Annotated in this window: 15 protein-coding genes; all 15 read right to left on the bottom strand. The window is 59.2% G+C overall.

Annotation, left to right across the window (positions count from 1 at the left end):
• Positions 1–8 precede the first annotated feature (8 nt).
• Positions 9–1,397 carry a dihydrolipoyl dehydrogenase gene (gene lpdA / locus Q0903_RS11980; protein WP_299028324.1) on the bottom strand — a complete coding sequence of 463 codons (1,389 nt, stop codon included), beginning with the start codon at positions 1,395–1,397 and terminating at the stop codon, positions 9–11.
• Positions 1,398–1,492: 95 nt separating this feature from the next.
• A complete protein-coding gene (locus tag Q0903_RS11975) occupies positions 1,493–1,888 on the bottom strand; it encodes an MAPEG family protein (RefSeq protein ID WP_299028327.1) in 396 nt (131 codons plus the stop codon).
• Between the two features lie 9 nt (positions 1,889–1,897).
• Entirely contained in the window at positions 1,898–2,269 is a 372-nt protein-coding gene (locus Q0903_RS11970; RefSeq protein WP_299415537.1) for a hypothetical protein, read from the bottom strand.
• Positions 2,266–2,535 (bottom strand): hypothetical protein, encoded by a 270-nt coding sequence (locus Q0903_RS11965; protein WP_299028333.1) that lies wholly within the window; start codon positions 2,533–2,535, stop codon positions 2,266–2,268. The genes Q0903_RS11970 and Q0903_RS11965 overlap by 4 nt, the downstream gene beginning before the upstream one ends.
• 9 nt (positions 2,536–2,544) lie before the next feature.
• Positions 2,545–2,769 carry a hypothetical protein gene (locus Q0903_RS11960; RefSeq protein WP_299028336.1) on the bottom strand — a complete coding sequence of 75 codons (225 nt, stop codon included), beginning with the start codon at positions 2,767–2,769 and terminating at the stop codon, positions 2,545–2,547.
• A gap of 2 nt (positions 2,770–2,771) precedes the next feature.
• Entirely contained in the window at positions 2,772–3,206 is a 435-nt protein-coding gene (locus Q0903_RS11955) for a PaaI family thioesterase (protein ID WP_299415534.1), read from the bottom strand.
• A complete protein-coding gene (gene odhB, locus Q0903_RS11950; protein WP_299415531.1) occupies positions 3,207–4,730 on the bottom strand; it encodes a 2-oxoglutarate dehydrogenase complex dihydrolipoyllysine-residue succinyltransferase in 1,524 nt (507 codons plus the stop codon).
• Positions 4,731–4,733: 3 nt separating this feature from the next.
• Positions 4,734–7,691 carry a 2-oxoglutarate dehydrogenase E1 component gene (locus Q0903_RS11945; RefSeq protein WP_299415528.1) on the bottom strand — a complete coding sequence of 986 codons (2,958 nt, stop codon included), beginning with the start codon at positions 7,689–7,691 and terminating at the stop codon, positions 4,734–4,736.
• On the bottom strand, positions 7,688–8,005 hold the full coding sequence (locus Q0903_RS11940; RefSeq protein ID WP_299415526.1) for a hypothetical protein: 318 nt from the start codon (positions 8,003–8,005) through the stop codon (positions 7,688–7,690). The genes Q0903_RS11945 and Q0903_RS11940 overlap by 4 nt, the downstream gene beginning before the upstream one ends.
• Before the next feature lie 97 nt (positions 8,006–8,102).
• Positions 8,103–8,990 carry a succinate--CoA ligase subunit alpha gene (sucD, locus tag Q0903_RS11935; RefSeq protein ID WP_299415523.1) on the bottom strand — a complete coding sequence of 296 codons (888 nt, stop codon included), beginning with the start codon at positions 8,988–8,990 and terminating at the stop codon, positions 8,103–8,105.
• A 103-nt stretch (positions 8,991–9,093) separates the two neighbouring features.
• Entirely contained in the window at positions 9,094–9,903 is an 810-nt protein-coding gene (locus Q0903_RS11930; protein ID WP_299415520.1) for a glycosyltransferase family 25 protein, read from the bottom strand.
• A 121-nt stretch (positions 9,904–10,024) separates the two neighbouring features.
• On the bottom strand, positions 10,025–10,678 hold the full coding sequence (locus Q0903_RS11925) for a hypothetical protein (protein WP_299415517.1): 654 nt from the start codon (positions 10,676–10,678) through the stop codon (positions 10,025–10,027).
• Positions 10,675–11,199 (bottom strand): succinyl-CoA synthetase subunit beta, encoded by a 525-nt coding sequence (locus Q0903_RS11920; protein WP_299415515.1) that lies wholly within the window; start codon positions 11,197–11,199, stop codon positions 10,675–10,677. The genes Q0903_RS11925 and Q0903_RS11920 overlap by 4 nt, the downstream gene beginning before the upstream one ends.
• A 5-nt stretch (positions 11,200–11,204) precedes the next feature.
• Complete coding sequence (locus Q0903_RS11915; protein WP_299415512.1) at positions 11,205–11,777, bottom strand: hypothetical protein; 573 nt, start codon at positions 11,775–11,777, stop codon at positions 11,205–11,207.
• A 4-nt stretch (positions 11,778–11,781) separates the two neighbouring features.
• On the bottom strand, positions 11,782–12,975 hold the full coding sequence (gene sucC / locus Q0903_RS11910) for an ADP-forming succinate--CoA ligase subunit beta (protein ID WP_299028363.1): 1,194 nt from the start codon (positions 12,973–12,975) through the stop codon (positions 11,782–11,784).
• Between the last annotated feature and the right edge of the window lie 151 nt (positions 12,976–13,126).

The following is a 13,126-nucleotide window of genomic DNA, read 5'->3' as shown; positions in this document are numbered from 1 at the left end:
CCAACCTCTTATGCGTGAATAGCCCCGTCGCCGCAGGCCAGTGCCGCCTCGCGCACCGCTTCGGAGTAGGTAGGATGCGCGTGGCATGTCATGGCGAGATCTTGGGCAGATGCACCAAATTCCATCGCGACGCAGACTTCGTGGATCAGATCGCCCGCTGCGGGGCCGATGATGTGACAGCCCAGAATACGATCCGTTTCCTTATCGGCCAGCAGCTTTACAAAGCCATCGCCCGCGAAGTTTGCCTTGGCGCGGGCGTTGCCCATAAAGCTGAACTTGCCCACTTTATACGCGCGCCCAGCGGCCTTCAGGCTTTCCTCGGTCTCGCCCACATTTGCGACCTCGGGGTGCGTGTATATCACACCAGGAATGACGGAGTAGTTAACGTGGCCGTGCTGGCCTGCGATATGCTCGGCGGCGGCCATACCTTCGTCTTCTGCCTTATGGGCCAGCATCGGGCCTTCGATCACGTCGCCGAGGGCATAGATGCCTTTGACCGATGTTTCCCAGTGGTCGTTCACTGCGATCTGGCCGCGTTCCGTCATCTGGACGCCCAGCCCGTCAAGGCCGAGGCCATCGACGTAAGGACGGCGGCCCGTGGCAAGCAGAACGGCATCTGCATCCAGCACATGTTCGCTGTCGTCGCTGCGCAATTTATAGGTGACTTTGGCCTTTGATTTGCTGGCCTCGGTGCTTTGCACGGCGGCCCCCATGATAAAGGTAAGCCCCTGTTTCGTCAGCATCTTCTGGAACTGGCGGCTGATCTCGGCGTCCATGCCCGGGGTGATGTGATCCAAAAACTCGACCACGGTCACTTCGGACCCGAGACGTGCATAGACCGACCCAAGCTCAAGCCCGATCACGCCTGCGCCGATAACGACCAGCTTTTTCGGGACCTTGCCCAGCGTCAGCGCACCGGTGGAAGTGACGACCACTTTCTCATCCACCTCGACGCCTTTGAGCGGCGCAGGCTCGGACCCTGACGCGATGATGATGTTCTTGGCGGTGTGGGTGTCGTCGCCCACCTGCACCTTGCCCGCCTCGGGGATGGTGGCCCAGCCTTTGATCCAGTCGACCTTGTTCTTTTTGAACAGGAATTCGATACCTTTGGTATTGGTGTCGATGGTGGATTGTTTGTACTTTTGCATCTGTGGCCAGTCGACAGAGGGGCTTTTGCCCTTCAGTCCCATCTCGGCAAAGTTATGCTCGGCCTCATGCAGCATATGCGAGGCGTGCAGCAAAGCCTTGGACGGGATGCAGCCCACGTTGAGGCAGGTGCCGCCCAGCGTGTCGCGCCCCTCGACGCAGGCGGTTTTCAGACCCAGTTGGGCGCAGCGGATTGCAGCGACATAGCCGCCCGGGCCAGAACCGATGATGATAACGTCATAGTCGGACATGAGAGTCTCCTTGGATAAAATAGGGGGGTGCGGGGCGTACACCGTCTGTACACCCCCTGTGCACCGTCATGGTGTATGTGTTGGTGCAGCGCAGATCACAGCAGCGCCGCGATGAGCATGATAAGTGTCGCGACAAAGCCTGCGAACCAGATGAAAGAGCGCCATGGATTCCAGCCCAATGCATAGGCTGGCACATAGGCGATGCGGGAGAACAGGTAGACCCAAGCGCAAACGGCCGTGAGGCCGGTGTTCTGGCCTGACATCTGGAGGACGCCCACAGCGATGGCAAACAGGATCAGTCCTTCGAAGTGGTTGGACATGGCGCGACCAAGGCGCGCGGTTTTATCCGACATCGTTCTGGATGGTTCGCGGTCGCGTGCGGACATGGTATAGCCTGTGCCCAGCTCAAGGTTCGCGGGCACGGCGTAAAGCGCAAATTGCACATATTGCAACAGTGCGGCGAGGGTCAGGGCAGTGAGTTCGGGTGTCATCTGATATCCTCAGGGGCAGGATGTATGGGCGGTGAAAATTCCCAGCAAGCCATCGGTGGCATTGGCGCGGGGATGATTGACGCGGTAGGCGTCCGAAGTGGACCATCGTTCAGTCCATCCACCGCGTTTGTCGCGGACGGTATCGTTGAACCAAGGGCGGTATCTTGTGACGATCTCTGTCAAAAGAATCCCGTTTTCTGCGACTTTATCGACGTGCAGGCAGATGTCTTGCCTCGCTTGGGGTGTTTCAGACACAAATTGATCGTTGTCGCTGTCATAGCGGGCGGTCAGGGTCAGGTACTGGCCCGCCACAAATGCCTCGACCTGCGCCGCGAGGGGCAGGGGTGCGAGAAGAAATGCGAGGGCGGAAAGCTGTTTCATGCGGTCTGGATGAAGAAGTGGCTGGCGTGGGTAACGGTGGAATTGTCGTCGGAGGTGAGTGCATTGGAACGGGTGATCCACTGCTCTGCACGGGGGCGGTCATTGACCGAGAGCAGCACAAAGGCATGCGTCGTGCTATCTGCATCGCGCCAGATTTGCAGCACACCAAGACCCGCATCGCGGCGGGCTTCGTCATCGGCGGTGAAGGCGGTTTGCCAGTTGTCAAAATCGGTGACGTTGAAGTGGCAGATCATTTGCATGTTCATGGTCGCTCCTTAGGGTGTGCGGCTGCGGCGCGTTGCCTCGGCCTGACAGGACGGGCAGGTGATGATTGTCTCGGCTTGTGTTTGCTCAACCATCCAGTCGCCTTTTCGTTGCACCTTAACATATCCTGTGTCGCTTCCCTGTGGGCCTTGCAGGGGCCGCCCCGTGACCCAAGTGAGCGGGCCTGTATGGCCGCACGCAGGGCAGGTGAGCGTTTTGGGAGAGAGAAACGCCATTGCTACCCCAAAGACATCCGTCGGCCCGTAGCCAGTAACGTACCGCACGGAGTCCACTCGCCCTCCACCTGTATATAGATGTCAGCGGATCCGACGCAGGTGGTTTTGCCTGTCTGGCGGCAGTGGCCCACAGCGCGCAGACGCGTTCCGCGGGCAGTGCCCAGCATTTTCACAGTGAAATCCATAGTCGACATGGCATTTCCAGCGGGCAGAGCAGAAGTGACAGACATCATCGCAGCCATATCGCCCAATGCCCGGACAGAGCTGGCGGCGAATTGCCCCGGTGGTGCTTCGAACGCAGGGGTCAATGGGGCTTCTAGTGTGACGGTGCCATGGGCCGCGCTCACCACTTCCACCCCCAAAGCGGGGGCGAAAGGCATCGCCGACAGCATGGCTGACAGCATTTCGGCGAGCGCGGGATCATGGCTTGTTGACACTTACAGGTCCATCAACAAACGACGTGGATCCTCAAGCGCCTCTTTGACGCGGACGAGGAAGGTTACGGCGCCTTTGCCGTCTACGATGCGGTGATCGTAGCTCAGCGCGAGGTACATCATCGGGCGAATGACGACTTGGCCGTTGATCGCCATTGGGCGGTCCTGGATTTTGTGCATGCCGAGGATGCCTGACTGTGGCGGGTTCAGGATGGGCGAGGACATGAGCGAGCCGTAGACACCCCCGTTGGAGATGGTGAAGGTGCCGCCCTGCATTTCGGCCATGCTCAGCTTGCCATCACGTGCGCGCGCGCCTTTTTCGGCGATTGCTTTTTCGATGGCTGCAAAAGACATTGCATCGGCATCACGGATGACGGGCACTACGAGGCCCGTGGGCGTGCCTGCGGCGATGCCCATGTGAACGAAGTTTTTGTAGACCACATCGGTTCCGTCGATCTCGGCATTTACCTCTGGTACTTCATTCAGAGCGTGTACGCAGGCCTTGGTGAAGAAGGACATAAAGCCCAGTTTCACGCCATGTTTCTTGAGGAACAGGTCTTTGTATTCGTTGCGCAGCGCCATCACCTCGGTCATGTCGACCTCGTTATAGGTGGTGAGCATGGCTGCGGTATTCTGGCTGTCCTTGAGACGGCGCGCGATGGTCTGGCGCAGGCGGGTCATTTTCACGCGCTCTTCGCGGGAGGCATCATCGGCACTGGAAGGCGCGCGTGGGGCCGCTGCGGCAGGAGCAGGTGCGGATTTTGCGGCGGCAAGTGCTTTTGCCACATCATCTTTCATCACACGGCCATCACGGCCTGTGCCTGTCACCTGATCGCGGCTGACGCCTGCTTCGGCCATTGCTTTCTTGGCCGATGGGGCGTCTTCGACGTCTTTGCCACCAGAAGATTTCGCGGCGGCGGGCGCCGGAGCGGCCTCTGACGCGGGTGCGCTGGCTGCGGCACCTTCACCAGACGAAATTACAGCGAGTTTCGCAGAGGCATCGACGGTATCGCCTTCGACGGCGACGATTTCGGTCAGGGTGCCAGCGGCGGGGCTGGGCACTTCGACAGAGACTTTGTCAGTCTCAAGCTCGCAGAGCATTTCGTCTTGGGCGACTGTATCGCCCACTTTTTTGAACCATGTGCTGACGGTCGCCTCTGTGACGCTTTCGCCCAAAGTGGGGACCATAACATCGACGGAGGCACCTGATGCTGCTGCTGGCGATTGGGCAGCAGCGCCGTCGGTTTCAGCGGCTTCTTTGGCTTTGGGCGCAGCTGTCGAGCCTGAATCGCCTTCGGATACCATGGCCAGCAGGGCGTCAACGCCGACAGTCTCGCCTTCGGCGGCGACGATTTCGGACAGGGTGCCAGCAACGGGGCTGGGCACTTCGACGGTGACTTTGTCGGTTTCCAGCTCGCAGAGCATTTCATCAACCGCCACGGTATCACCCGGTTTTTTGAACCATGTGGCAACGGTGGCTTCGGTTACGGATTCGCCCAAGGTCGGGACGCGGACTTCATTGCTCATGGCTCAGGATCCTTTGACTGTCAGCGCATCGTTCACGAGGGCTGCTTGTTGTGCTTTGTGTTGTGAGGCGAGGCCCGTTGCAGGCGATGCTGCGGTGGCGCGGCCTGCGTATTGCGGGCGGGTGTGTGTGGCTTTGATGCGGCCCAAGACCCATTCGATGTTGGGTTCGATGAAAGACCAAGCGCCTTGGTTCTTGGGCTCTTCCTGACACCAGACCATTTCGGCGTTCTTGAAACGCTCCAGTTCTTTCACCGCGGATTGGGCGGGGAAAGGGTAGAACTGCTCGAACCGCAGCAGGTAGATGTCGTCGATGCCGCGTGCGTCGCGTTCCTCCAGCAGGTCGTAGTAGACCTTGCCCGAGCACATGACGACGCGCTTGATCTTGTCGTCAGCCACCAGTTTGGTGTCGGAGTTGCCTTGTTGGGCATCGTCCCACAGCACGCGGTGGAAGGAACTGCCGGTTGTGAACTCTTCGGCTTTGCTGACCGCGAGTTTGTGGCGCAGCAAGGATTTTGGGGTCATCAACATCAGCGGTTTGCGGTAGCTGCGGTGCAACTGGCGGCGCAGGATGTGGAAGTAGTTGGCTGGTGTCGTGCAGTTCGCCACAATCCAGTTGTCGCCGCCGCACATGGTCAGAAAACGCTCTAGCCGCGCGGAGGAGTGTTCGGGGCCTTGGCCCTCATAGCCGTGTGGCATGAGGCAGACGAGGCCTGACATGCGCAACCATTTGCTCTCGCCTGACGAGATGAACTGGTCAAACATGATCTGCGCGCCGTTAGCGAAATCGCCGAATTGTGCTTCCCAGAGGGTGAGGGCGTTTGGCTCGGCCAGCGAATAGCCGTATTCAAAGCCCAGAACCGCATATTCTGACAGCATCGAGTCGATGACTTCGTATTCGGCCTGACCCTTGCGGATATTGTTGAGCGGATAGTAGCGATCTTCGGTTTCCTGATTGATCAGGGCCGAGTGGCGCTGGCTGAATGTGCCGCGCGTGCTGTCCTGACCTGCAAGGCGCACTTTGTAGCCTTCGGTGAGAAGGGAGCCAAAGGCGAGCGCCTCGGCGGTGGCCCAGTCGAACCCTTCGCCTTTTTCCAGCATATTGGCCTTGGCCTCCATCAGGCGGGCCACGGTTTTATGCACGGGATAGCCATCGGGGATGGTGCTGACGGCTTTGCCCACTTCGGCCAGTGTCTCAGGCGCTACGGCAGTTTTGCCGCGCTGGTATTTCTTGTCCTTGGATTTTTCGAGGTTGGCCCATTTGCCATCCAGCCAGTCGGCCTTGTTGGGGCGGTATTCCTTGCCTGCCTCGAACTCGTCATTCATGCGGGCCTGAAACTGGGCCTTCATATCCTCGATCTCGCCCTCGGGGATCAAGCCGTCCTTGACCAGACGGTCGGTATAAAGGGTGAGCGTGGTTTTCTGCTTTTTGATCTTTTTGTACATGACGGGGTTTGTGAACATCGGTTCGTCCCCCTCATTGTGGCCAAAGCGGCGGTAGCAGATCATGTCGATGACCACGTCCTTGTGGAACTTCTGGCGGAACTCGGTCGCCACGCGTGCGGCGTGCACGACAGCCTCCGGATCATCGCCGTTGACGTGGAAAATCGGTGCCTCGACCACCAGCGCATTGTCGGTGGGGTAGGGAGAGGAGCGCGAGAAGTGCGGCGCGGTGGTAAAGCCGATCTGGTTGTTGACCACGATATGCATGGTGCCGCCCGTGCGGTGGCCGCGCAGGCCTGACAATGCGAAACATTCGGCCACAACGCCTTGGCCCGCAAATGCGGCATCGCCGTGCAGCAGGATGGGCATGACGGAGGTGCGGTCTTTGTCGCCCAGCTGGTCCTGCTTGGCACGGACCTTGCCGATAACGACGGGGTTCACCGCCTCTAGGTGCGAGGGGTTGGCCGTCAGGGACAGGTGGACGGTATTGCCGTCAAATTCGCGGTCGCTGGAAGCGCCGAGGTGGTATTTCACATCGCCCGAGCCGTCGACTTCCTCGGGTTTGAAGCTGCCCCCTTGAAATTCGTTGAAAATAGCGCGGTAGGGTTTTTGCATCACGTTTGCCAACACCGACAAACGACCACGGTGGGGCATACCGATCACGATATCGCGCACACCGAGGTTGCCGCCGCGTTTGATGATCTGCTCCATCGCGGGGATCAGGCTCTCGCCGCCATCAAGGCCGAAACGCTTGGTGCCCATGTATTTGACGTGCAGGAATTTCTCAAAGCCTTCGGCCTCGACCAGCTTGTTCAGGATCGCTTTGCGGCCCTGTTTGGTGAATTGGATTTCCTTGCCATAGCCCTCGATCCGCTCTTTGAGCCACGCGGCCTCTTCGGGGTTGGAGATGTGCATGTATTGCAGCGCGAAAGTGCCGCAATAGGTGGCCTTCAGAATGCCCGTGATCTGGCGCATGGTCGCGATTTGCAGGCCCAGCACGTTGTCGATGAAAATCGGGCGGTCCAGATCGGCCTCGGAAAAACCGTAGGATTTCGGCTCAAGCTCGGGGTGGGGGGTCTGGTCACGCATGCCCAGCGGATCAAGATCGGCCACAAGGTGACCACGGATGCGGTAGGCGCGGATGATCATCAGCGCACGGATGGAATCGAGCACAGCGCGCTGGATTTGATCGTCGGTGACTTCGACGTTTTGCGCGCGTGCCTTTTCGGCGATTTTGGTGCCCGCGGCCTTCGCCTCGACGGGCCATTCCCCTGTGAGGGCGGCGGTCAGGTCATCATGGGGCATCGGCGGCCAATCGGCGCGCGCCCATGACGGGCCGGAGGCTTCGGCCTCGACGGCTTGGCCATCATCGCCCAATGCTTTGAAAAACGCCTGCCAGCTTTCGTCCACCGCGTTGGGGTCGTTGGCATAGCGGGCATACATCTGCTCCAGATACTCGGCATTGTGGCCTTGCATGAAGGAGGAGGCGTGGAATTGGTCGTTGGCTGGATGGTCGGTCATTGGGGCACCTCGTTTGGAATGGCAGGATCAGTTAAACGCGCTGCGTAGAGCACTAGGTTCAGAATAAGCGTGGTTGGAACCGCCATCAGCAAAACCAAAGCAGTACCGAAACCCCTACCGTCATCGCTAACACCTTCATTGGGACCAATCGTGACCTGCCAGTAAGCTGGAAGAACAAGAACCATTAATGTGCTGAGAACGATAGGTGAGAACAATAGGGTCAAAGCGGCTTGAAAGCGGATTGCCTTGGGATGCCGGGCAACCAAAAGCGCGCATGCGAATAAGGCAAGGATGTATACAAAAGAAACACCCATCACTTACCTCCTGCCAAGCGGGTTTGCTTGGCATCCCCATCCGTCAAGACGAGTACGATGGGGATGCCTTCAGTTTTTATGAACCTCTTTTGCTGCATTAACCTTTGCTGATCGCTTCTTGGACTGCTTCGCCCAATGTCGCTGGGCTGTCTGCAACCACAATACCTGCTTCGCGCATCGCGTTGATCTTGCTTTCCGCGTCACCTTTGCCGCCCGCAACGATTGCGCCTGCGTGGCCCATGCGGCGGCCGGGAGGGGCTGTGCGGCCTGCGATGAAGCCGGCGGTGGGTTTCCAGCGGCCTTTTTTCTTCTCATCGGCGAGGAACTGTGCCGCTTCCTCTTCGGCGGTGCCGCCGATTTCACCGATCATGATGATCGAGGTCGTCTCGGGATCGGCAAGGAACATTTCCAGCACGTCGATATGCTCGGTTCCCTTGATGGGGTCGCCGCCGATGCCTACGGCGGAGGACTGGCCGAGGCCCAGATCGGTGGTCTGCTTGACCGCCTCATAGGTCAGCGTGCCGGAGCGGGACACAACACCGCAGGAGCCGCGCATGTGGATGTGGCCGGGCATGATGCCGATCTTGCAGGCATCGGGCGTAATCACACCGGGGCAGTTGGGGCCGATCAGGCGGGATTTGGAGCCATCCAGCGCGCGCTGAACGCGCATCATGTCCAGAACAGGAATACCTTCGGTGATGCAGACAATCAGCTCCATCTCGGCGTCGATCGCCTCAAGAATACTGTCGGCGGCGAAGGGGGGCGGCACGTAGATCACGGAGGCATTGGCCTCGGTCACGTGCTTTGCCTCATGGACGGAGTTGAACACTGGCAGGTCAAGGTGGCTCTGGCCGCCTTTGCCCGGTGTCACGCCGCCGACCATCTTGGTGCCATAAGCAATCGCCTGCTCGGTGTGGAACGTACCTTGTGAGCCGGTGAGGCCCTGACAGATTACGCGTGTGTTTTCATCAATTAGTACGGCCATGGAAAGCTCCAGTTCTGGGAAATCGAGTAGGGTGACAAAGATGCGGGGCACCTTGGGGTGTGAGGGCGCGCGGCATTGCGGCGGCGCGGGTTAAGGGGGGCGGTCATGTCTGATGCTCCGCTTGGGCATCTTTGGCAAACGCGACCGTGCGCAGGCGGGCCTGACGGGTCAGCCATTTGATGTAGGTGGAGGCCGGATAGGCCAGCTCGTAATATAGCCGCTTCAGCTTTTGCCGGACCAGCGCCATGCCTTTGGGGCGTTTGCGTTCGCCCATATAAAAGGGGCTTCCCTCAGGCTCGTTGCCTTGCAGGATCATGGCGGGGGAAATCTGGTAGATGTTCATGCCACGTGTGGCGCGGGAGGCGTTGATGTTGAACAGGATGTGGTCGATCACCATGTCAAACGGCTGCGCCGCCAGCAGTTTACGGGCCGCATCGCGGCTGAGCATATAGCCCGCAGCCCCCATGTGGCGCGACAGCAAACGCTGCACCTTGCGGCCACGATGCATGATCGCGTGCTCTTCCAGCAGGATTTTGGTGCTTTTGGAGCGCCAGCGCTCAAGCTTCATGATGTCGGCATCATCGGGCCACCAGCTAAGATCGGCCAGCCATGCGCCCAGTTCGGGGGCGATGAAGATATCGTCCTCCATCACCAGACAATGTGTGGCGTTGGTGGCGAGGAACCGCTCCCACGCTTGGGCGTGACTGATGGTGGCGGCCATGTTGGGGGTGTGGAACGTGCCCCATGGCCCCTCACGTTTGCAGCGGGCAAGGATATCGGCCTCGTCATGTTCGGTGAAATCAAACGCAGGATGGAAGGTGAGATCAAGGCCTGCGCGCTCCAGCTCGGGGCGCATGTGAATGCGGCGATCCTCGGCGCGGGCAAGGTTGGTCATCTCGATGTGTACGCTCATCGCTGCACCCCTTGCATGGCAGCACGCCCAGCGGCCCCTGACGGGGCGCGGGAGTGGCTGTTGGCGAAGAGTGTCGCGTCGAACATGTAATCGGTCTTTCAGCGCGTAGGCGCGGGCGGGGCTAGCCGCCGTATTTCTGGTTTAATCGGGTGCGGCTTACGAGTTCGATCTCGAAGGTGCCGGTGGGTTTGGATTTGGCAGTGCCTGTGTAGGAGACGCCGCCCGAGATTTTGTCGGACTGGAAGTAAAGGCCACCGTGCCAGTAGGTGCGGGCCGTGGAGAACTGCGATTTGTCGATTTTGGAAAACGGGCGCGCAAGGACGAGCGTTTTGTCGAAGGCTTTGAGATAGGCAAGCGCCGTTGGCAGCAGCTTGGCCTCGTCGCGCGGATTGATCCCCATAATGGTGATTTCGCACTTGATGCTGTTGGTGTTCACGTCGATCGAGGGATCAACGGGGACCATGCGCGCCTGCTGGTCGTCGGGCATGCCGCGATTGACCCAATGGGCGCGGTAGTGACCAAAGGATTTGTCGCGCTTGCGGCGGCTGTCAAAGCGGGATTTCAGCATGCGGTCGGTGGAGCGGGAGAAACCCGCCCGCTTGGCCGCGCGGTCTGGCGCGGTGCGACGTGCGATGGTGTCATAGCAAAAGCCTACAGCCTTTTCCATGATCCCGTTGTCGCGGAAGACAAGGGCAGTGCGGTCAATGCTTTGCGCGCTGGCGGGCAGTGCCAATGCCACTGTCAGAGCTGCTGCGGTAACGGCTGTGCGGATCATTGGCTGCCCTCCTCGTTCAACGGCGTCAGGCGTTCGACACTCATAAAGGTTTCGGGGGCGTTTGCGGGACCGCGCACGCCGATTTGTACCACGGCAATGCGGTTGGGGTTCAGCTGGGCTGCTGCAATGAAGGACGTGCCGTCTTGTGGCGTGAAACCATCGGGCACTTGTGCCTTTTTGTTCAGTAGCCCTTCCTCGATCAGACCTTTTTCGAGCCAGTTAAACGCAAGTGCGGGGTCGTAGCCGTCAAAGGCTACTTCGCAACGGCGGTCGGTGCCTGCTGTCGCGGCACGCCCCGTTACCGGCGAAGGCGCTGCACTGGAGAACGGGCGCAGATCGTAGAAGTCAAACCGCGCGCCAGAAGGGGCGAGATTGGCCTGCGCTGTTGCGGCTGTGAGATAGGGGCTAAAGCAATGATCGGCGAATGCTTTGCCAGCCGCATCTGCGTTTTGTGCTGCCACAGCGCTGCCCGCCGCCACAAAGGCAGTTAGGCAGAGGGATGCTGTGAGAGGACGGTGCATTGCGATTAACCCAACCCGTTGAGAAATTTAGCAGCGCTGTTTCGCAGGCTGAGGGCAAAGGCGAGCTTTGATCGAGCTGCGCCAGATATTGAAGCGCCAAAAGGCACGGAAGACTTCGAACGGAGGGTTTGGGTTTTGATCGTCCGCCCATCTGCTGTGCGCAGAGTGAATTCTAATAATGCGTTAGCAGTCATGGTGGTCGCGCCCGTGGGGTTTCCCGGTTCGGCCAGCCGTACTGAGAGGATATAGCGGTTGCCCGGTCCGTACCCTGTGTCGCGCATCAAACCTGTCAGCGCCCTGCGCGTTTCATCGTCGGTGACGGGTGAAAACTGCCCCGGAAAAACCCCCGGCGAGACGAAACCCGTCACCTCGCCGATTGCAATGGCGCCTTTATACCGCGCCGATGGGGCCTTTATCGGGATGCTCTGGCTTGCAACTACCTCGCGCGCGGAAGAGGCATTTGCGGCAGATGCATTGGCGTTTTGCGCGGCCCCGTCAGCTGTTGCGACGGTTTCCGAGCAAGCGGCAAGCAGCCCGGCGATAACCAGGCTGCATGTCAGGGAGCGAAGCGCATGCATCAGTTTAACCCTTAACGGCTTTCACGATTTTCTGTGCGCCGTCTTTGAGATCGTCGGCAGCAATCACGTCGAGACCTGAATTGTTGATGATGGCTTTGCCCTCTGCAACATTGGTCCCTTCGAGACGCACAACAAGCGGCACTTTGAGGCCGACCTCTTTTACAGCAGCGACAACGCCCTCGGCGATCACATCGCAGCGCATGATGCCGCCAAAGATGTTGACGAGGATGCCTTTGACCTGCGGATCGGAGGTGATGATCTTGAAGGCTTCGGTCACTTTCTCTTTGGTCGCACCGCCGCCAACGTCGAGGAAGTTTGCAGGCTCTGCGCCGTAGAGCTTGATGATGTCCATTGTGGCCATCGCAAGACCCGCGCCGTTAACCATACAGCCGATTTCGCCGTCGAGGGCGATGTAGTTGAGATCGTATTTGGAGGCCTCAAGCTCTTTCGCGTCTTCTTCGGTGGTGTCGCGCAGCTCGGATACTTCGGCCTGACGGTACATGGCATTGCCGTCAAAGGACACTTTGGCGTCCAGCACTTTGAGATCGCCGGTGTCAGTGACGATCAGCGGGTTGATCTCCAGCATCTCCATGTCGCGCTCGAGAAACGCTTTGTAGAGCAGACCCATCAGGGCAACGCATTGCTTGACTGCTTTGCCTTCCAGACCCAGCGCGAATGCGATGCGGCGGCCATGAAACGGCTGAAAGCCTGTGGCGGGATCAACGGAAAAGTTGATGATTTTTTCTGGCGTGTTTGCGGCGACTTCTTCGATGTCCATGCCGCCCTCGGTGGAGCAGACAAAACCGACGCGGGATGTTTCGCGGTCGACCAGCAGGGCGAGATAGAGTTCGGTTTCGATGCCCGAGCCGTCCTCAATGTAGATGCGGTTGACCTGTTTGCCTACGGGGCCTGTCTGGTGTGTGACCAGCGTGCGGCCCAGCATTTTCTTGGCTTCCTCGGCTGCTTCGGCCACGGATTTCGTCAGGCGTACGCCGCCTGCCTCGCCTGCGTCTGCTTCCTTGAATTTACCTTTGCCGCGACCACCAGCGTGGATTTGCGCTTTGACCACCCACAATGGGCCGTCAAGTTCGGCTGCTGCGGATTTGGCGTCTTCCGCCTTGAGCACAACGCGCCCGTCGGAAACTGGTGCGCCGTAGCTGCGCAGAAGGGCTTTGGCCTGATATTCGTGGATGTTCATGTGAGACGGTCCCGTTTGGTTCTAATCCCGCGTGGTATACGCGAGAACTCTAACAATTCCTCAACAGCATTTCGTAGGAAGAACGATAAATCCAGCGTAAAGCGACATTTGTGATCACACGCCAAAACAGTGTGATCACAAAATGGGGTAA

Source organism: uncultured Sulfitobacter sp. (assembly GCF_947502895.1).
Classification (GTDB): Bacteria; Pseudomonadota; Alphaproteobacteria; order Rhodobacterales; family Rhodobacteraceae; genus Sulfitobacter.
The sequence above is the reverse complement of the archived record's forward strand: the minus strand, read 5'-3'. Positions and strand labels throughout refer to the sequence as shown.